The 18,004-nt window shown below is 66.2% G+C and carries 20 protein-coding genes and 1 tRNA gene; 15 read left to right on the forward strand and 6 right to left on the reverse strand.

The annotated features are described in order from the left end of the window. The first annotated feature begins 150 nt into the window (after positions 1-150). Positions 151-2,259: a polyribonucleotide nucleotidyltransferase gene (gene pnp, locus VPH47_RS06170; protein WP_032128652.1), complete on the forward strand. Its 2,109-nt coding sequence runs from the start codon at positions 151-153 to the stop codon at positions 2,257-2,259. Between the two features lie 134 nt (positions 2,260-2,393). On the opposite strand, the gene VPH47_RS06175 is transcribed toward pnp, so the two are convergent. Then, a complete protein-coding gene (locus tag VPH47_RS06175) occupies positions 2,394-3,383 on the reverse strand; it encodes a hypothetical protein (protein ID WP_368850333.1) in 990 nt (329 codons plus the stop codon). A 222-nt stretch (positions 3,384-3,605) separates the two neighbouring features. Between VPH47_RS06175 and VPH47_RS06180 the strand changes: the two genes are divergently transcribed. Further along, the gene (locus tag VPH47_RS06180; protein WP_368850334.1) at positions 3,606-4,796 is read left to right on the forward strand and encodes a glycoside hydrolase family 18 protein; all 1,191 of its coding nucleotides are present in this window, start codon (positions 3,606-3,608) and stop codon (positions 4,794-4,796) included. A 100-nt stretch (positions 4,797-4,896) separates the two neighbouring features. Next, the gene (locus VPH47_RS06185) at positions 4,897-5,298 is read left to right on the forward strand and encodes a VOC family protein (protein WP_093999845.1); all 402 of its coding nucleotides are present in this window, start codon (positions 4,897-4,899) and stop codon (positions 5,296-5,298) included. Between the two features lie 24 nt (positions 5,299-5,322). On the opposite strand, the gene VPH47_RS06190 is transcribed toward VPH47_RS06185, so the two are convergent. From VPH47_RS06190 to VPH47_RS06200, 3 genes are read right to left on the reverse strand one after another with little or no spacing between them, the layout of a single operon-like run. Continuing rightward, positions 5,323-6,882, reverse strand: coding sequence for a PepSY-associated TM helix domain-containing protein (locus VPH47_RS06190; RefSeq protein WP_368850335.1), 1,560 nt, complete (start codon positions 6,880-6,882; stop codon positions 5,323-5,325). A gap of 10 nt (positions 6,883-6,892) precedes the next feature. Continuing rightward, complete coding sequence (locus VPH47_RS06195) at positions 6,893-7,156, reverse strand: hypothetical protein (RefSeq protein WP_110712977.1); 264 nt, start codon at positions 7,154-7,156, stop codon at positions 6,893-6,895. After that, on the reverse strand, positions 7,156-7,452 hold the full coding sequence (locus tag VPH47_RS06200) for a hypothetical protein (RefSeq protein WP_110712976.1): 297 nt from the start codon (positions 7,450-7,452) through the stop codon (positions 7,156-7,158). The genes VPH47_RS06195 and VPH47_RS06200 overlap by 1 nt, the downstream gene beginning before the upstream one ends. 429 nt (positions 7,453-7,881) lie before the next feature. Between VPH47_RS06200 and thrS the strand changes: the two genes are divergently transcribed. The 11 genes from thrS to VPH47_RS06255 all read left to right on the forward strand — a co-directional run bounded on the left by thrS (position 7,882) and on the right by VPH47_RS06255 (position 16,344). After that, positions 7,882-9,783, forward strand: a complete 1,902-nt coding sequence (gene thrS, locus VPH47_RS06205; RefSeq protein WP_049401217.1) for a threonine--tRNA ligase — start codon at positions 7,882-7,884, stop codon at positions 9,781-9,783. 63 nt (positions 9,784-9,846) lie between these two features. Beyond that, complete coding sequence (gene infC / locus VPH47_RS06210) at positions 9,847-10,374, forward strand: translation initiation factor IF-3 (protein WP_074725076.1); 528 nt, start codon at positions 9,847-9,849, stop codon at positions 10,372-10,374. A gap of 267 nt (positions 10,375-10,641) precedes the next feature. Further along, complete coding sequence (gene rpmI / locus VPH47_RS06215; protein WP_005410436.1) at positions 10,642-10,839, forward strand: 50S ribosomal protein L35; 198 nt, start codon at positions 10,642-10,644, stop codon at positions 10,837-10,839. An 11-nt stretch (positions 10,840-10,850) separates the two neighbouring features. After that, a complete protein-coding gene (gene rplT, locus VPH47_RS06220; protein WP_006380762.1) occupies positions 10,851-11,210 on the forward strand; it encodes a 50S ribosomal protein L20 in 360 nt (119 codons plus the stop codon). 193 nt (positions 11,211-11,403) lie between these two features. Further along, entirely contained in the window at positions 11,404-12,399 is a 996-nt protein-coding gene (locus tag VPH47_RS06225; protein WP_110712975.1) for a phenylalanine--tRNA ligase subunit alpha, read from the forward strand. 83 nt (positions 12,400-12,482) lie between these two features. Further along, positions 12,483-14,879, forward strand: coding sequence for a phenylalanine--tRNA ligase subunit beta (gene pheT / locus VPH47_RS06230; protein ID WP_368850336.1), 2,397 nt, complete (start codon positions 12,483-12,485; stop codon positions 14,877-14,879). A gap of 27 nt (positions 14,880-14,906) precedes the next feature. Next, positions 14,907-15,206 (forward strand): integration host factor subunit alpha, encoded by a 300-nt coding sequence (locus tag VPH47_RS06235; RefSeq protein WP_005410432.1) that lies wholly within the window; start codon positions 14,907-14,909, stop codon positions 15,204-15,206. Then, positions 15,187-15,543 carry a MerR family transcriptional regulator gene (locus VPH47_RS06240; protein ID WP_005410431.1) on the forward strand — a complete coding sequence of 119 codons (357 nt, stop codon included), beginning with the start codon at positions 15,187-15,189 and terminating at the stop codon, positions 15,541-15,543. The genes VPH47_RS06235 and VPH47_RS06240 overlap by 20 nt, the downstream gene beginning before the upstream one ends. A 68-nt stretch (positions 15,544-15,611) precedes the next feature. After that, positions 15,612-15,688: transfer RNA gene (locus VPH47_RS06245), tRNA-Pro, on the forward strand. Between the two features lie 117 nt (positions 15,689-15,805). After that, entirely contained in the window at positions 15,806-16,006 is a 201-nt protein-coding gene (locus tag VPH47_RS06250; RefSeq protein ID WP_014037933.1) for a hypothetical protein, read from the forward strand. Then, on the forward strand, positions 16,003-16,344 hold the full coding sequence (locus VPH47_RS06255) for a low molecular weight protein tyrosine phosphatase family protein (RefSeq protein WP_164161547.1): 342 nt from the start codon (positions 16,003-16,005) through the stop codon (positions 16,342-16,344). Before VPH47_RS06250 ends, VPH47_RS06255 begins: the two co-directional genes overlap by 4 nt. Here the strand turns inward: VPH47_RS06255 and VPH47_RS06260 are convergent. Next, positions 16,323-16,760: a GNAT family N-acetyltransferase gene (locus VPH47_RS06260; RefSeq protein WP_110712973.1), complete on the reverse strand. Its 438-nt coding sequence runs from the start codon at positions 16,758-16,760 to the stop codon at positions 16,323-16,325. The two genes, VPH47_RS06255 and VPH47_RS06260, sit on opposite strands and share 22 nt — an antisense overlap. 85 nt (positions 16,761-16,845) lie before the next feature. Next, positions 16,846-17,355 (reverse strand): DUF3011 domain-containing protein, encoded by a 510-nt coding sequence (locus VPH47_RS06265; RefSeq protein ID WP_197611481.1) that lies wholly within the window; start codon positions 17,353-17,355, stop codon positions 16,846-16,848. Positions 17,356-17,598: 243 nt separating this feature from the next. Between VPH47_RS06265 and VPH47_RS06270 the strand changes: the two genes are divergently transcribed. After that, positions 17,599-17,994 (forward strand): hypothetical protein, encoded by a 396-nt coding sequence (locus tag VPH47_RS06270; RefSeq protein ID WP_100435043.1) that lies wholly within the window; start codon positions 17,599-17,601, stop codon positions 17,992-17,994. Positions 17,995-18,004: the final 10 nt, after the last annotated feature.

The following is an 18,004-nucleotide window of genomic DNA, read 5'->3' on the forward strand; positions in this document are numbered from 1 at the left end:
CAACGAATCCCCCGCGGCGCAGCGATGCGCCGCGGTTTTGTTTTGTAGCACCGCAATCCCCGATTCAGGCCGGAACGATCCGGCCACCCGCTGGCGGCAAGGGTCGCCGACGGTCCAAATTCGCAGACAGCATCCCCAAGGACACCCTCCGTGGCAAAAATCACCAAAACCTTCCAGTACGGCAAGCACACCGTCACGCTTGAGACCGGCGAAGTCGCCCGTCAGGCCAGCGGCGCCGTCATCGTCAAGATGGACGACACCGTACTGCTGGTCACCGCCGTCGCCGCCAAGAGCGCGCGCGAAGGCCAGGACTTCTTCCCGCTGACCGTCGATTATCAGGAAAAGTTCTACGCCGGCGGCCGTATCCCGGGTGGTTTCTTCAAGCGTGAAGGCCGTGCGACCGAGAAGGAAACCCTGATCTCGCGCCTGATCGACCGTCCGATCCGTCCGCTGTTCCCGGAAGACTACAAGAACGAAGTGCAGATCATCGCCACGGTCATGTCGCTGAACCCGGACGTGGACGGTGACATCCCGGCCCTGATCGGCGCCTCGGCTGCTCTGGCCCTGGCCGGCACCCCGTTCATGGGTCCGATCGGCGCTGCCAAGGTCGGCTACAAGAACGGCGAGTACATCCTGAACCCGACCGTCAGCGAACTGGCTGACTCGCAGCTGGAACTGGTTGTCGCCGGTACCTCCAACGCCGTGCTGATGGTCGAATCCGAAGCCGCGCTGCTGTCCGAAGAAGTGATGCTGGGCGCCGTGACCTTCGGTCACCGCGAAATGCAGAAGGTCATCAACGCGATCAACGAGCTGACCGTCGAAGCCGGCACCAAGCCGTCGACCTGGGAAGCCCCGGCCAAGAACGACGCGCTGATCTCCGCCCTGAAGGAAGCCATCGGCCCGCGCCTGGGCGAAGCCTTCCAGGTGCGTGACAAGCTGCAGCGCCGTGACGCCATCTCGGCGATCAAGAAGGACGTGGTCGAAACCCTGGCTGGCCGCGTTGCCGCTGAAGGCTGGAATCCGGCCGAGCTGTCGAAGGAATTCGGCGAGCTGGAATACCGCACCATGCGTGACTCGGTGCTGGACACCAAGGTCCGTATCGACGGCCGTGCGCTGGACACCGTCCGCCCGATCGCCGTGAAGACCGGCGTGCTGCCGCGTACCCACGGTTCCTCGCTGTTCACCCGCGGCGAAACCCAGGCCATCGTGACCATCACCCTGGGCACCGCCCGTGACGGCCAGGTCATCGACGCCGTTGCCGGTGAGTACAAGGAAAACTTCCTGTTCCACTACAACTTCCCTCCGTTCTCGGTGGGTGAGTGCGGCCGCATGATGGGCCCGAAGCGCCGCGAAATCGGCCACGGTCGCCTGGCCAAGCGCGGCGTGCTGGCTGTCATGCCGTCGCTGGAAGCCTTCCCGTACACCATCCGCGTCGTCTCGGAAATCACCGAGTCGAACGGTTCCTCGTCGATGGCCTCGGTCTGCGGTTCGTCGCTGGCCCTGATGGACGCCGGCGTGCCGGTGAAGGCGCCGGTTGCCGGTATCGCCATGGGTCTGGTCAAGGAAGGCGAGCGCTTCGTCGTCCTGTCCGACATCCTGGGTGACGAAGATCATCTGGGCGACATGGACTTCAAGGTGGCCGGTACCGCTGAGGGCATCTCCGCCCTGCAGATGGACATCAAGATCGAAGGCATCACCGAAGAGATCATGAAGCAGGCTCTGCAGCAGGCCAAGGCTGGCCGTCTGCACATCCTGGGCGAAATGGCCCACGGCCTGACCGCTCCGCGTGAAGAGCTGTCGGACTACGCACCGCGCCTGCTGACCATCAAGATCCACCCGGACAAGATCCGCGAAGTGATCGGCAAGGGTGGTTCGACCATCCAGGCCATCACCAAGGAAACCGGCACCCAGATCGACATCCAGGATGACGGCACCATCGTCATCGCTTCGGTCAATGCCATCGCTGCCCAGGCCGCCAAGGCCCGCATCGAGCAGATCACCTCGGACGTCGAGCCGGGCCGCATCTACGAAGGCAAGGTCGCCAAGATCATGGACTTCGGTGCGTTCGTCACCATCCTGCCGGGCAAGGACGGTCTGGTCCACGTGTCGCAGATCTCCAGCGATCGCGTCGAGAAGGTCGGCGACGTGCTGAAGGAAGGCGATGTGGTCAAGGTCAAGGTGCTGGAAGTCGACAAGCAGGGCCGTATCCGCCTGTCGATGAAGGCCGTGGAAGAAGGCGACGCCGTCAGCGCCGAGTAATCGACCTCCGGTCGATTACGGTAGATGTCAACCTTGGTTGACACGCTTCTGGAATCGCTGAAATGAAAAAGCGGGCTTCGGCCCGCTTTTTCTTTGCCTGTAATCCTGTGGATGAGGACCGTTGGTCCTTGCACTTACGCGTCTTCTTCGTCCTCACCCAGCCACCAGACCTGGCCTGGCTCCGGGTCGCTCATCGGGTGCTCGCGCTGTTCGATGGCCTCCAGCACCCGGCCGGGGGCTGCAGCGACCCACACAGCCATGAGCTTTTCCACCGCAGTCCGGCCCTGTGCGGCCACGCCGAGGTCACGTTCGCGTCTCCATTGGTCTTCATCTGGCGCCTCATCACCATGCTGGTGCGGCGTGCCGTAGCTGCAGCGACGGCACAGCCGGCGCACGGTGGCTGTCCAGTCCTCGACCATGCCGATGCCGGGCAGCGTGATGGCCTCCAGGGCAGCGATGTCATCGGCCGAATCACACTGCACGAACACGGTGAAGGTCGCCATGTCCGATGATGGCTGCAGGCGCTGCATCGCGTTGAACACCGGCACCTGGCGCTCGCCGTAGGTGCGATGGCCGGTTGATGCGCCGTCGTGCAGCACGATGTCGCCGAAGCGGAAGCCGCTTTCGGGCAGCGGTACGTTGTCGATGCGTGCACGCACCGGATCAATGCGGCTCATGTACACCACTTCGGCATCCGACCACGGTGCCAGGCGCACGCAGGCCACGCCGAAGTGGCCCTCGATCGGGCCTTCGCCCTCGGGCAGGGTGATGCCGCAGCGGGCCCATTGGCGGCGTGCTTCGGCCCAGTCACCGGCGCCGGTGGCGGCGATGCCGGCATTCCAGGCAGTGGCGACATCGAACTCGCCGCGCAGCTGCTCCGATCGCAGGTTGTCCTGCAGTGAGGCTGCCCAGTCGCGCAGATACTTGTGCGCCAATCCGCGCATGTAATGCAGGTACGGCACTTCGGGGGCGAGTGCGATCAGCTCGCCGAACAGCGCCACCGCCTGCTGCAGGTCGCCTTCGTGGAACGCGTCGTAGGCGCGTGCCTCCAGGGCCTGGCCTTCGTCGAGGGTTTCGTCGTCCAGCAGGTCGCTGTCGTCGAGGTTGTCGTGGTCGGTGCTCATGTCCATGCGCGGTTGAAGGTCCGCGGCTACCTTAGCCGATGCGCGAGCCCGCGAACGCGGCGTCGGCGCGTGTCCTGCTGCAGTGCATGAGGGTCGTTGCATGACTGGCGCGTTGTCGCCATTCGGCGGGATGCACCTGTCCACTGGACGACATGCCACGACAACCGTCCCACAGCCCCATCCGTTTGCTAACGTGGCTGCGCCTTCGAACCGGGAGATCCCATGTTCCGCCAGACCGTGGCTGCCCTTGCCGTGCTGATTGCCGGTGCCTTGCCCATTGCCGTGCATGCGGCACCCGCGCAGCCGCCGATCTTCGGTGCCTACTACCCCGGTGGTTCGGCCGAGCGCTACCCGGTGTCGAGCATTCCGGCCGAGCGCCTCACCCACCTGTTCTACGCGTTCTCCACCATCGAGGACGGCCGCTGCACGATCGGCGCGGAAGCGCCGAAGAATTTCGCGGCGCTGGCCGAGCTGAAGAAGGCGCACCCGCATCTGCGCACGCTGATTTCGATCGGTGGCTGGGGGGCAGGTGGATTCTCCGATGCAGCGCTGACCGAGGCCAGCCGCAAGCGCCTGGTCGACTCATGCATGGCGCTGTTCTTCGATCGTCATGCTGGCAGTTTCGATGGCGTGGACATCGACTGGGAGTTCCCGGTCAGTGGCGGGCCGAAGGAGCTGGCACACCGTCCGCAGGACCGCGCCAATCTGACCCGGCTCGCGCAGGCGTTCCGCGTGGCCCTTGATGCGCATGGACGCAAGGCGGGGCAGCCGATGCTGTTGACCGCCGCACTGGCCGCCGGTCGCCTGCAGACCGATGGCCCCTACGATCCAGCCGCAAGCTATGACCTGCCGGCGCTGGCCAAGGTGTTCGATTTCATCAACCTGATGAGCTACGACATGGGCACCGGTTTCTCATCGGTGTCGACCTTCAATGCGCCCCTGCATGAAGTGCCGACCGATCCGCTGGCGCCGGAACTGCGGCGCTGGAACAACGTCGCCGGCGCGGTGCAGTACTACCGCGAGCGCGGGGTGCCAGCCCACAAGCTGGTGCTGGGTGTGCCGTTCTACGGGCGCGGCTTCAAGGTCACCGGCGATGCACCGGACGGTCTGTATCAGGCCTACAGCGCACTGGCCGATGCCGGCGATTGGCGGGTGATCAAGGCGCGTTATCTCGACCAGCCGGGCTGGACGAAGCACTGGCAAGCACAGGCGCAGAGCCCGTGGCTGTACAACACCGAGCAGAAGGTTTTCATCAGCTATGAAGACCCGCGCTCGATCGGCCTGCGTGCGCAGTTCGCCCGTGAGCAGGGCCTGGCCGGCGTCTTCATGTGGGAGCTGACCGGCGACGACGAACAGGCGAGCCTGCTCAACGCCATGCTGGGTCCCTGGCAGAAGGCACGCATCGGCGATTGAACCTCGCCTGGCTGCGCCGGGTCATGCCTGGCGCAATGCCGCAACGTCATCGGCCCGACACCGCACACTACCGCCACGTCCGCAGCGCTACGCTGCGGGCATGATCCATCTCGAACGCCTGGACCACCTGGTCCTCACCGTCGCCGACATCGAACGCAGCTGTGATTTCTACCAGCGCGTGCTCGGCATGCAGGTCGTGCGCTTCGGCGCCGGTCGTACCGCACTGCAGTTCGGCCAGCAGAAGATCAACCTGCATCCGGCCAGCGCCCCGCTGCAACCGCATGCGCTGCGGCCCACGCCGGGCAGCGCCGATCTGTGCCTGGTCACGCGCACGGCGACGCCCGATGTGCTGGCCCACCTGCAGGCGCAGTCCGTTGCAGTGGAGGAGGGGCCGGTCGCACGTACTGGCGCGCTGGGGCCGATCGAATCGGTGTACTTCCGCGACCCGGATGGCAACCTGATCGAAGTGAGTCGTTACCCGGATCCGGCGGACCTTCGGTAGCGCCGGGTCATGCCCGGCGACGGCTCAGTTGGCCCAGACGCTGTTGGGATCGCCGTTGCGGGCGCGGCGTTGGCTGGCCACTGCCAGGCGGGCGAAGCCGAAGGCCATGGCCAGCGCGATGGCATCGACCCAGAACAGCGGCCAGTGGCCACGCGCAGCAGCACGCCACAGCCAGTCACCATTGAGCGCGCCATGCAGGATCGGCACCAGCGCGGTGCTGATCGCCGCCGCCCACAGCAGTTCGCGTGCGGCCTGCGCCGGGCGTCGCAGCGCGGCCCACAGCGCACAGGCCGCCCAGCTGCCGAAGCAGGCCCAGCGGATGCCGTGGTCGACCGCGGACGGTGCCAGCCGCTCCAGCACCAGTGCGGTGACGAACGCCACCGAAATCGCAACGCACAGCCCGATGCAGACGCCGACCGTGGCCCGTGCCATGTTCACCCCGGCACGCGGTTGCTGCGGCTGGCGACGCTTGCGCCGCGATTCGATCCACAACAGGTTGCCGGAGTAGAACAGGAAGGCACCGCCAAGGCCGAGCAGGAAGTACAGCCAGACCACTACGCCGTTGCCGAACTCGCCGAAGTGCAGGGCATAGGCCGCGCTGAGCGTGGCGTGGTTGGCGTCGCGCTGGCCGGGCAGCTGCGAGGCCAGGACGTTGCCGGTGGCCACGTCCAGTGCCACCGCGCCGAGCGGGCCGAGCGTTCCGGTGGATTCGCCGGTGATCTCGATGGTGGCGTTGGCATCGCCGGCGTTGGCCAGCTTCAGGTAGGCCGGTTCGAAATTGGCCACGCCCTGTGCGCGGGCCACTTCAAGCGCGCGTGCATGCAGCACGCGCAGGCTGCCCGGCGGTGCCGGGATGCCGCTGGCGTCGCGCACGGGCGCGGTGTCCATTGCGGTCGGTACCGCCTGCAGGGCCTTGCCGTCGTAGATCAGCGGGTTGAGCAGGGCCATCTGCACGAACACCAGGCAGAGCAGGGCGCCAGTGACCGCGAACATCAGGTGGAAGGGCAGGCTGAGCACGCCGATCACGTTGTGCGCGTCCTGCCACAGTTGTTTCAGGTTGCGGCCCGGACGCAGTGCGAACAGATCACCGAACAGCTTTGGCAGGTGGATCACCAGGCCACTCAGCAGTGCCATGCCATACAGCAGGCTGACGATGCCCATCACGTAGATGCCGGCCACCGGCAGTCCGAGGCTGTAATGCAGCTCGTTGACCAGTTCGGCCAGCCCGGTCTGTGGCGGCGTCGGGCTGCCGGTGATCTGTCCCGGCCAGGCGTAGCGCCAGCTGCCGTCATCGGTCTGCCAGTAGGCCAGTGGCTGCGGGTGTTCGGTGCCGGGGAAGGTCATGCCGACGTGGCGGCGCGCTTCCGGATGCGCGGCAAGCACGTCCTCCAGCAGGTACTGCGCGTCGTCCAGGCCGGCGGGGAGTGCGGTGGCTGCACCGGGCGTCTGCCACAGCGGCAGGTCGTGGTGGAACAGGGTCAGCGCACCCGCGTAGAAGGCCACGAACAGGCCGAAGCCGGCAACCAGGCCGACCCAGGTGTGCAGGGTGGTGAATGTGCGCAGCGTCTGTGAGCTGAACTTCATGGGGTGGGTCTCATTGCACCACGCCGGTCAGGCGCAGCAGCGTCAGCACGGCGAATCCGGCCGCAGCGCTGCCGACCAGTGTCACCCAGGCGCGCAGCGCGCTGCGGAAGCTGAACGCCCACAGGGCGGCCAGCATCCACAGCGGGATGAATGTGATCAGGCTGGGCACCAGTGCGTTCTGCCACGGCCCGGGAGGCAACCAGGTCACCAGCCCGGTCGCGGCGGCGGCCAGGAAGAAGCCGGCCACGATGCCGGCGAAGGCGCGCGGCCACATCAGGGCGACTCCGCGCCGGGGCGGTGCCAGGCGGCCAGCGCCGGCAGCAGCATCGCCGCCAGCATCCAGGTGCACAGCATCGCCACCAGGCCAGCGGCGAAGCCGAGCTCGGCCATCCACAGCCACAGCGCGGCAGCGGCAGCGACCAGGCCGATCTGGCGGCCAAGGCGGCCGGCACGGCGCAGGCGTGGCCAGCGACAGTGCGGCGAGGCGGCATAGAAGGCCAGCGCCGAGAACATCGCCGCCAGCATGCCCAGGCTGCAGAAGCCGAGCGTGGAAAGGCCGACGGTGATCATCGCGGGCAGCCGGCGCGGCGGCGGGCCGGCGAACGCGGGACACGGGCGGGGCCGGCGGGAGCCGGTCGGAGCGGGTGGCGCATCACGGGGTCCTGGGGGAAAGCGGGCAGGCTGGCACGGGGCGACCTGCGGCGACATGGTAATCATTGCAATTTCCCCCCGCCAGCGAGGCCCATTCAGCGGACCGTACGGTAGCCCTTGGGCTTTCCGCCGGGCTGGTTTAAGATCATCGCAGAACCCTGACTGGAACAAGGTGGCCCGCGCCCAGCGCCGGCCGAGCGTGCGACATGAGCACTACCACCGCCCACTGTTGACCTGCCCCCGAAGGCCCTGTGTTCCAGGCGCCCTCGCGGCGCTTTTTTATTGCCCGGGCGCCGCCCCGGGAACGCTTTCCAGCCCGCCCAGCGGGCCCCGCACGAAGCCACTGCGATGATCAACATTACTCTTCCCGACGGCAGCCGCCGCGAATTCGAAAATCCCGTCAGCGTCATGGAGGTCGCCCAGTCGATCGGCGCCGGCCTGGCCAAGGCCACCATCGCCGGTGCCGTGGATGGCGTGCTGGTCGATGCCAGCGACGTCATCGACCACGATGCCAGCCTGCGCATCATCACCGCCAAGGACGAGGAGGGCGTTGAGATCATCCGCCACTCCTGCGCCCACCTGGTCGGCCACGCCGTCAAGCAGCTGTACCCGGACGTGAAGATGGTGATCGGCCCGGTGATCGCCGAGGGCTTCTACTACGACATCTACTCCGAGCGCCCGTTCACCCCGGACGACATGGCCGCGATCGAGAAGCGCATGGGTGAACTGATCGCCCAGGACTACGACGTCATCAAGAAGGTGACGCCGCGCGCCGAAGTGATCGAGATCTTCAAGGCCCGTGGCGAGGACTACAAGCTGCGCCTGATCGAGGACATGTCCGACGACATCCAGGCGATGGGCATGTATTACCACCAGGAATACGTGGACATGTGCCGCGGCCCGCACGTGCCGAACACGCGTTTCCTGAAGGCCTTCAAGCTGACCCGCATCTCCGGCGCCTACTGGCGCGGTGACGCGCAGAACGAGCAGCTGCAGCGCATCTACGGCACCGCCTGGGCCGACAAGAAGCAGCTCGAGGCGTACATCAAGCGCATCGAAGAAGCCGAGATGCGCGACCACCGCCGCATCGGCAAGCAGCAGGACCTGTTCCACCTGCAGGAAGAAGCGCCGGGCCTGGTGTTCTGGCACCCGAAGGGCTGGGCGCTGTGGCAGGTGGTCGAGCAGTACATGCGCAAGGTGTACCGCAAGACCGGCTACGGCGAAGTGCGCTGCCCGCAGATCCTGGACGTGAGCCTGTGGCAGAAATCCGGCCACTGGGACAACTACCAGGACGCGATGTTCTTCACCGAATCGGAGAAGCGCACCTACGCGCTCAAGCCGATGAACTGCCCGGGCCACGTGCAGGTGTTCAACCAGGGCCTGCACAGCTACCGCGACCTGCCGATCCGCTACGGTGAGTTCGGTGCCTGCCATCGCAACGAGCCGTCCGGCGCGCTGCACGGCATCCTGCGCGTGCGTGGTTTCACCCAGGACGACGGCCACGTGTTCTGCACGGAAAACCAGGTCGAGGCGGAAGTGACCGCGTTCCACCAGCAGGCGCTGGCGGTCTACCAGCACTTCGGCTTCGATGAGATCCAGGTCAAGATCGCGCTGCGTCCGGAATCGCGCCTGGGCGATGACGCCACCTGGGACAAGGCCGAGGGCGCGCTGCGCTCGGCACTGTCCAGCAACGGGGTGGAGTGGCAGGAGCTGCCGGGCGAGGGCGCCTTCTACGGCCCGAAGATCGAGTACCACCTGAAGGACGCGATCGGCCGTACCTGGCAGCTGGGCACGATGCAGGTCGACTTCATGATGCCGGGCCGCCTGGGCGCCGAGTACGTGGACGAGAACAGCCAGAAGAAGCACCCGGTCATGCTGCACCGCGCCATCGTGGGCTCGATGGAGCGCTTCCTGGGCATCCTGATCGAGCACCATGCCGGCCAGTTCCCGACCTGGCTGGCGCCGACCCAGGTGGTGGTGGCCAACATCACCGACGCTCAGGCCGAGTACGTCTCGGGCGTGACCAAAACCCTTGCGGAGCAAGGCTTCCGCGTCAGCTCGGATTTGCGTAACGAGAAGATCGGCTATAAAATCCGCGAGCATACGTTGCAGCGCGTGCCCTACCTGCTGGTCATTGGTGACCGCGAGAAGGAAAATGGGGCTGTGGCGGTGCGTACGCGTTCTGGCGAAGACCTGGGCAGCATGAGCCTGCAGGCCTTCATCGAGCGGCTCCAGGCCGAGGGCGCGTAAGCAAAGGTCCGGTCCGGGGGCACAGGCACCCGGACCGGTTCGATACCCTTGGGAGAACGTAATATCAGCACCCCTGACAACAAACAGAACCGCAAGAATCAGGAAATCCGTGTGCCGCGCGTCCGCGTGATCGGCAGTGACGGAGAAATGATCGGCGTGTTGTCGCGCGACGAAGCGCTGTCCATGGCCGAAGATGAAGGCCTGGACCTGGTCGAAATCCAGCCGCAGGCCGATCCGCCGGTCTGCAAGATCATGGACTTCGGCAAGTTCAAGTTCGAAGCGCAGAAGAAGGCCAGCGAGGCCAAGAAGAAGACCAAGCAGGTCGAGATCAAGGAAGTGAAGTTCCGTCCGGTCACGGACGAGGGCGACTACCAGATCAAGCTGCGCAAGATGCGCGGGTTCCTCGAGGATGGTGACAAGATCAAGGTCAACATCCGTTTCCGTGGCCGTGAAATGAGCCACCAGGAACTGGGCCGCGAAATGGCCAACCGGATCGAGACCGATCTGGGCGAGGACATCGTCATTGAATCCCGTCCGCGCCTGGAAGGGCGTCAGATGGTCATGATGATCGCGCCGAAGAAGAAGACCTGAGGCCTGACGGGCCGCCTTCCGGGGCGCCTGGCTGAATGGTTCAGGGTAAAGGGACGCCGTCGGCGTCCCTTTGTCTTTTGCGGCAGGCCGGTGCAGTGCCGGTAAACGGGTTGCAGGGGCTGGTGGCAGGGCGGTTTTGCCTGTATCATGCCCGGCTCGACCCACCCAGGACGGGTCGTACGCCGATCATGGCAGGACGGAAAGAGCGGCCCAGGCCGCCGCCAGATCAGTCAGAAACCAGGGTCATATCCCATCAAGGACATTGCAATGCCCAAGATCAAGACCAACCGGGCAGCGGCCAAGCGTTTCCGCAAGACCGCCTCGGGCAAGTACAAGTGCGGCCACGCCAACCGTAGCCACATCCTCACGAAGAAAGCGACCAAGCGTAAGCGTAATCTGCGTCAGACGGGCCATGTCCGTGCAGAAGACGCAGGCCGTCTGGACCGCATGCTCCCTTACCTCTGAGGAACTGAAAAATGGCACGAGTTAAGCGTGGCGTACAGGCGCGTCGCCGCCACAAGAAAATCCTGGATCTCGCCAAGGGCTATTACAACGCCCGTCGCAAGGTCTTCCGCGTCGCCAAGCAGGCGGTCATCAAGGCACAGCAGTACGCCTACATCGGCCGTAAGCAGAAGAAGCGCAACTTCCGTTCGCTGTGGATCACCCGTATCAATGCGGCTGCCCGCATCAACGGCCTGAGCTACAGCCGCTTCATGAACGGTCTGCTGAAGGCCGGCATCACCCTGGATCGCAAGGTCCTGGCTGACATCGCCGTGCACGACGCAGCCGGCTTTACCGCGCTGGCCGAAAAGGCCAAGGGCGCGCTGGCGGCATAAGTCCTTCCCGATGCCGTAACCGTTCACTCGGAACGGTGTCAGGTCAAGGCAATGCATGGGGAAGGGCGCAAGTCCTTCCCCATTCTTTTTTGGGTCCCGGCGAGGCCACAGCGGCAGCGCAGGGACGGCGGTGGCGACAGGGGTCGGCCCTTCGCGCATCGCGATGGCAGATCGACTGGAGTTCCGGCCCCCCATGAGCGACATCCAATCCCTCACCACCCAGGCGCTGGCCGATGTGGCCGCCGCACAGAGCCCCGACGTGCTGGAACAGCTGCGCGTGGCCCTGCTTGGCAAGAGTGGCAGCATCACCTCGCAGCTCAAGCAGCTCGGTGCCCTGCCGGCCGACGAGCGCAAGTCCGCCGGTGAAGCGATCAACCAGGCCCGCGACACGCTGACCCGCGCGCTGGGCGAGCGCAAGGCGCTGCTGGAAGACGCGGCACTGGACGCGCGCCTGGCTGCCGAAGCCATCGACATCACCCTGCCGGGCCGCAATGGCGACCGCGCCGGCTTGCATCCGATCACCCGCACCCTGGAGCGCATCACCGGCATCTTCGGCCGGCTGGGCTACGAGCTCTCTGAAGGGCCGGAGATCGAGGACGACTGGCACAACTTCGAGGCGCTGAACTTCCCGCCGCACCATCCGGCGCGCGCCATGCACGACACCTTCTATTTCGGCGACGGCCGCCTGCTGCGCACGCATACCTCCGGTGTGCAGGTGCGCTACATGGGCGACCACGCGCCGCCGCTGCGCATGATCGCCGCCGGCAAGGTGTACCGCAGCGACAGCGACCAGACCCATTCGCCGATGTTCCATCAGGTGGAAGGCCTGCTGGTGGACGAGCATTCGACCTTCGCCGACCTGAAGGGCACGCTGGCCGAGTTCGTGCGCGCGTTCTTCGAGCGCGACTTCGAGATGCGCTTCCGCCCCAGCTACTTCCCATTCGTTGAACCGGGCGCGGAAGTGGACATCGCCTGGCAGCAGCCCGATGGCAGCACCCGCTGGCTGGAAGTGCTCGGCTGCGGCATGGTCCATCCGAACGTGCTGCGCAACGTCGGCATCGATCCGGAGCGCTACACCGGCTTCGCCTTCGGCATGGGCGTGGAGCGCTTCGCGATGCTGCGTTATGGCGTCAACGACCTGCGCGCGTTCTTCGAGAACGACGTGCGCTTCCTCAAGCAGTTCGCGTAACGCATCAGGTAGCGCCGGGCCATGCCCGGCGGACTCAACAACGCAGGCCCAGGCGCATGCGCCGGGCCCACCAGGGTGACACCATGAAATTCTCCGAAAACTGGCTGCGCAGCCACGTCCCGACCCGCGCTTCGCGCGATGAACTGAGTGCGGTGCTGACCGCCATCGGCCTGGAAGTGGAAGAAGTGACCGCGCTGGGCGAAGGCCTCGAGCACGTGGTCGTGGCGCGCATCGTCGACGCCGTACGCCATCCGGAAGCCGACCGCCTGCAGGTGTGCAAGGTCGATGCCGGGCAGGGCGAGCTGCTGCAGATCGTGTGCGGCGCACCGAACGCACGTCCGGGCCTGGTTGCGCCGCTGGCGATGGTCGGCGCGCAGATTGGCGAGCTGAAGATCAAGCCGGCCAAGCTGCGCGGTGTCGAGTCCAACGGCATGCTGTGCTCGGCGAAGGAGCTGGGCCTGGACAACGATGCCTCCGGCCTGCTGGAACTGCCGGATGACGCACCGGTCGGCCAGGCTCTGGTCGATTACCTGGGCCTGCCGGACGCCAGCATCGAGATCAAGCTGACCCCGAACCGCGCCGACTGCTTCAGCCTGCGCGGTATCGCCTACGACGTCGCCGCGGCCACCCGCAGCGACGTGCTGGATTTCACCGCCGAGGCGATTCCCGCCATCGGCAGCCGTGAGCTGGCCATCCAGCTCGACGCCGGCGCCGAAGCACCGCGTTACCTGGGCCGCGTCATCGAAGGTGTCAACGCCGCCGCCAAGACCCCGCTGTGGATGGCCGAGCGCCTGCGCCGCAGTGGCGTGCGCCCGGTCTCGCTGCTGGTCGACATCACCCAGTACGTGATGCTCGAGCTCGGCCAGCCGATGCATGCCTACGACCTCGACACCCTGCAGGGCAGCATCGCCGTGCGTCGTTCGCGTGCCGGCGAGAGCCTGAAGCTGTTGGATGGCCGCGATGCCGCGCTGGACGACAGCTTCCTGGTGGTCACCGACGCCGATCGCGCGGTCGGCCTGGCCGGCCTGATGGGGGGCTTCGACACCCGCGTCACCGACGCCACCACTGCCGTGTTCCTGGAAGCCGCGCATTTCGCGCCGGCCGCGATCATGGGCCGTGGCCGCAAGCTGGGCCTGCACACCGATGCCGGCCACCGCTTCGAGCGTGGTGTCGATCCGGCACTGCCGCGTACCGCCATCGAGTACGCCACCCGCCTGGTGCTGGACCTGGCCGGCGGTACCCCGGCGCCGGTCACCGAGGCCGTGCGTGAGGCCGACCTGCCGCAGCCGGCAACCATCGTGCTGCGCCGCGCCCGCATCACCCGCGTGCTCGGCATCATCGTCGACGATGCGGAAGTCGAGCGCATCCTGCGCGCGCTGGGGATGGACGTGGTTGCCACCGCCGACGGCTGGCAGGTCACGGCGCCGAGCCGCCGCTTCGACATCGCCATCGAAGAAGACCTGATCGAAGAGCTGGCCCGCATCCACGGTTACGAGCAGATCCCGACCACGCTGCCGGGCGGCGCCTCGCGCGTGGCGATGCCGAGCGAGATCCAGCTGGACGCGCTGAGCGTGCGCCGCCAGCTGATCGCCCGTGACCAGCAGGAAACCGTCAATTTCGCTTTCGTCGACGATGCGCTGCTGAGCCAGTGGCAGCTGCGCGACGGCCTGGTACCGCTGGCCAACCCGCTGTCGGCCGAACTGGCGGTGATGCGCCCGTCGCTGCTGCCAGGCCTGGTCGCCACGTTGGGCCGCAATGCCGCCCGCCAGATCGGCCGCGTGCGCCTGTTCGAGTTGGGCCGCGTGTTCGCCCAGCAGGCCGGCGACGCGTCGCTCGGCGAAAGCCGGCCGGCGCCGCTGGAGACCCCGCGCGTGGCCGCTGCGGTCTGTGGCGATGCACAGGCACTGCAGTGGGGCCTGCCGGCCCGCAAGGTCGATTTCCATGACCTGAAGGGCGACCTGGAGTCGCTGGCCGCTGCCAGTGGTGCGGTACTGGAGTTCCGCCCGTCGGCCCGTGCCTACGGCCACCCGGCCCGCTCAGCCGAGGTGTTCCGTGATGGTGTGGCGATCGGCTGGATCGGCCAGATTCATCCGCGCCTGGCCAAGGCAATGGACATCGAAGCCGACGTCTATGCTTTCGAGCTGGACCTGGAGCCGCTGACCGCCCGCCGCCTGCCGCGTGCCGGCGAGCTGTCGCGCTTCCCGGCAGTGCGTCGCGACCTGGCATTCCTGGTGCCTGAACAGGTGGCCTGGGCCGACCTCGCGGCCACCGTCCGCCAGGCCGCCGGTCCGCTGCTGCGCGACCTGAACCTGTTCGACCGCTACGTCGGCCAGGGCGTCGAGCCGGGATTCAAGAGTCTCGCTATGGGCTTGATTTTGCAGGACAAGTCGCGCACTCTGACGGACCGCGACGTGGATGCGGTGGTGGCCGAGGCGGTCACTGCCATCGAGCGTGAACATCACGCCCGGATCCGCGGCTGAGCGGGCAGCACTCGGGGGTAGCAGGCAATGGCATTGACCAAGGCGGAGATGGCGGAAAAGCTGTTCGACGAAGTCGGTCTGAACAAGCGGGAAGCCAAGGAATTCGTCGACGCGTTTTTCGATGTGCTGCGTGAAGCATTGGAACAGGGACGTCAGGTGAAGCTGTCGGGCTTCGGCAATTTCGATCTGCGGCGCAAGAACCAGCGCCCGGGTCGCAACCCCAAGACCGGCGAGGAAATTCCGATTTCCGCCCGTACGGTGGTCACCTTCCGTCCGGGCCAGAAGCTCAAGGAGAGGGTGGAAGCTTATGCTGGATCCGGGCAGTAACCGCGAACTACCGCCGATCCCGGCCAAGCGCTACTTCACCATCGGTGAGGTCAGCGAGCTGTGCGACGTCAAGCCGCACGTCCTGCGCTACTGGGAAACCGAGTTTCCCAGCCTTGAGCCGGCCAAGCGCCGAGGCAACCGCCGCTACTACCAGCGCCACGACGTGCTGATGGTGCGGCAGATCCGCAGCCTGCTGTACGAACAGGGCTACACCATCGGTGGTGCACGCCTGCGTCTGGATGGCCCCGATGCCCGCGAGGAATCGGCGCTGAGCAACCAGATCATCAAGCAGGTGCGCATGGAGCTGGAAGAAGTGCTGCAGTTGTTGCGCCGCTGATCCCATTTCCATCGTAATCCGCTATACTTCACGGCCCGCCGCACTGGCGGGCACATCGCAGCATCAGTCGGGGCGTAGCGCAGCCTGGTAGCGCATCTGCCTGGGGGGCAGAGGGTCGTCGGTTCGAATCCGGCCGTCCCGACCACTGTGATGAATCAAGAAGCCTGCGCAGCGATGCGTGGGCTTTTTTGTGCGCGCGGTGTATGCTGCGCGCCACTCGTACTACCGCGGCTGCTGAACCCGGTACTCACGAGAAAACATCATGGAATCTGCAAGAAACCGTGCCTGGCGTCGCAGCCAGGCCCGCAACCGTGGTGGCGACCGCGCCACGACCGCCTACAGCTACAAGCCCGAGAAGAACTGGAAGCTGCTGTACACGCGCGATGCCAAGCTTGCGCGCGCACGCCAGCTGGGCTTCACCTATCCAGTGCTCAGCGCCCGCCAACTGCAGGAACAGGAATGATCAACCTGCTGTTCGTCTGCAGCCGCAACCAGCTGCGCAGCCCGACCGCCGAAGCCATGTGGCGACGGCGGCCCGGCTTCACTGCGCGGTCGGCCGGCACCAGCCCGCATGCACGACACCCCATCGACCCGGCGGACATCCGCTGGGCCGATGTCATCTTCGTGATGGAGGCCAAGCATCAGCATCGACTGCAGGCCGCATACGCTCGCCTGCTGGAACACAAGCGCCTGCATTGCCTCGATGTTCCCGACGACTATCGCTGCATGGATCCCGTGCTGATGGATCTGCTGGACACCAAGGTGACCGCGTATCTCGATCAGCTGCCGGCAAAGCGGTAGATCAGCTCCGGGTCGCCGTCATCCAGTCCATGCACGATGCCGCTGTCGATGAAGCCCGATGCAACGAGCAGGCGCTGCATGGCGATGTTGGAGGCATTGGTCGAGGTGAACAGCTTGCGTTGCCCACGCTGTGCGATCGCGTGCCGCAGCAGTGCGGCGCCGACGCCCTGGCTGCGCCGCTCGCGCGCGACCATCAGCATTTCGACGAAGGCTTCGCCGAAGAAGTGCTCATGGAGGGTCATGTAGCCGACGATCTCGCGCTCCTGTTCGGCAACATGCACGTTGCCCTGCGCCAACCACTCGCCGATCTGTTCCGCCCGTCGAGGGTCGCTTGCCGCCACGCTGTCGAGTGCGATCAGCGCAGAGGCATCGGTTGGCGTCGCGTCGCGGACGCGCAGCACGGTCGCAGCGGGCATGATCGGGCTCCTGACAGGAGGGCCCAGTCTATCGGCTCTGCCGCAGGCGCAGTCGCACCCGCCGCAACCAGCGCGTGCTCGGCAGTCAATACACCCGGAACTCGGCACGGCAGCCGTCGCTGACCCAGATCCCGCGTCGGTCCCAGCCCCAGTTCTGGTCCTCGATGCAGGCCGTCACCGACTTCTGCTTGACCAGGCGCACCTCGTGGCGCACACGGATACGGCATTCCTTGTCCTTCTTTTCGTAGGACTCGCAGACCAGGCGCTCGCCATCATCGTCACGGTCCCTGCCGCGGCCCGGCCAGCGTCCGCGCCCATAGCCGTCGGCAACGAACTCGGCGCGGCAGCCGTCGGTCACCCACAACGTGCGGCGGCTCTGGCCCCAGTTCTGGTTCTCCACGCAGCGGGTGACCGACAGTTGCCTGGCCAGGCGCATCGGGCCCTCGATGGGGCATTGCGCGGTCTTGTTGAACTGGGATTCGCAGCGCAGCGCCGGAATGTGATCAGTGTCGTAGTCCTGGGCGGCCACGGTGGTGGTGGCCAGCAGCAGGGCAAGGGCGGCGCCGGTGATCGGCAGCAGCAGGCGAAGGGTCATGGGGGAGCCTCGGGCGGGGATTCGGGCGGCAAGAATGACCCAGCACGGGGGCGTCGGAACGCATCGTTCCGGAACTGGCTCAGTAGGGATTTAGTAGTGCGCACCGGCCCATGCAGAGGCTTACATCCCGTATCATCGCTGCACATCCGATCGCATCGGTTTACACCTTCTTACATGTCTTCCACGCCTGTCGGCGCAGCCTGTGGCTGCCGTCACTGGCGTGCGGGCGGCCTGTGAGGGAGGATGCGCGGACCACGACGACCACAGGGGGTTGCGTTGATCAGCAGTACCGTCATTCATCGCTCGGCCGACGCAGGCGGCGCCGAGGTGCGGGTCCTGGACACTACGTTCAAGGGCAAGCATGTGTTCATTGCCTGGGGGCTGCGCGGGCCGGAACTGACCCGTAGCGCGGACCCGGCAGCGACCGTGGCCGCACGCAAGGCGCTGCACGCGGTTGCCGGCCACAGCGAGGGGCCGCGCAGCCCGGAAGTGTTCATCGCCAATCAGTCGGCGGTGGCGATCACCGTCTATCGCCTGCTCACCGAAGCGCGCTCCGGTGATGCCATCTTCTTCCTGTGTGATTCGCAGGCGGTGGTCGATTGGCTCATCACCGCGCTGGAAGTGCAGGGCGCGGACTGATCCCGCGCTC

This window comes from Stenotrophomonas sp. WED208, assembly GCF_040984485.1.
Taxonomy (GTDB): domain Bacteria; phylum Pseudomonadota; class Gammaproteobacteria; order Xanthomonadales; family Xanthomonadaceae; genus Stenotrophomonas; species Stenotrophomonas riyadhensis.

Coding starts and splice junctions, on each gene's coding strand:
- VPH47_RS06175 (WP_368850333.1), bottom strand. CDS start 3,383: ATGAGCACCGACCACGACAACCTCGACGACAGCGACCTGCTGGACGAC.
- VPH47_RS06180 (WP_368850334.1), top strand. CDS start 3,606: ATGTTCCGCCAGACCGTGGCTGCCCTTGCCGTGCTGATTGCCGGTGCC.
- VPH47_RS06185 (WP_093999845.1), top strand. CDS start 4,897: ATGATCCATCTCGAACGCCTGGACCACCTGGTCCTCACCGTCGCCGAC.
- VPH47_RS06190 (WP_368850335.1), bottom strand. CDS start 6,882: ATGAAGTTCAGCTCACAGACGCTGCGCACATTCACCACCCTGCACACC.
- VPH47_RS06195 (WP_110712977.1), bottom strand. CDS start 7,156: ATGTGGCCGCGCGCCTTCGCCGGCATCGTGGCCGGCTTCTTCCTGGCC.
- VPH47_RS06200 (WP_110712976.1), bottom strand. CDS start 7,452: ATGATCACCGTCGGCCTTTCCACGCTCGGCTTCTGCAGCCTGGGCATG.
- thrS (WP_049401217.1), top strand. CDS start 7,882: ATGATCAACATTACTCTTCCCGACGGCAGCCGCCGCGAATTCGAAAAT.
- rpmI (WP_005410436.1), top strand. CDS start 10,642: ATGCCCAAGATCAAGACCAACCGGGCAGCGGCCAAGCGTTTCCGCAAG.
- rplT (WP_006380762.1), top strand. CDS start 10,851: ATGGCACGAGTTAAGCGTGGCGTACAGGCGCGTCGCCGCCACAAGAAA.
- VPH47_RS06225 (WP_110712975.1), top strand. CDS start 11,404: ATGAGCGACATCCAATCCCTCACCACCCAGGCGCTGGCCGATGTGGCC.
- pheT (WP_368850336.1), top strand. CDS start 12,483: ATGAAATTCTCCGAAAACTGGCTGCGCAGCCACGTCCCGACCCGCGCT.
- VPH47_RS06235 (WP_005410432.1), top strand. CDS start 14,907: ATGGCATTGACCAAGGCGGAGATGGCGGAAAAGCTGTTCGACGAAGTC.
- VPH47_RS06240 (WP_005410431.1), top strand. CDS start 15,187: ATGCTGGATCCGGGCAGTAACCGCGAACTACCGCCGATCCCGGCCAAG.
- VPH47_RS06250 (WP_014037933.1), top strand. CDS start 15,806: ATGGAATCTGCAAGAAACCGTGCCTGGCGTCGCAGCCAGGCCCGCAAC.
- VPH47_RS06255 (WP_164161547.1), top strand. CDS start 16,003: ATGATCAACCTGCTGTTCGTCTGCAGCCGCAACCAGCTGCGCAGCCCG.
- VPH47_RS06260 (WP_110712973.1), bottom strand. CDS start 16,760: ATGCCCGCTGCGACCGTGCTGCGCGTCCGCGACGCGACGCCAACCGAT.
- VPH47_RS06265 (WP_197611481.1), bottom strand. CDS start 17,355: ATGACCCTTCGCCTGCTGCTGCCGATCACCGGCGCCGCCCTTGCCCTG.
- VPH47_RS06270 (WP_100435043.1), top strand. CDS start 17,599: ATGCGCGGACCACGACGACCACAGGGGGTTGCGTTGATCAGCAGTACC.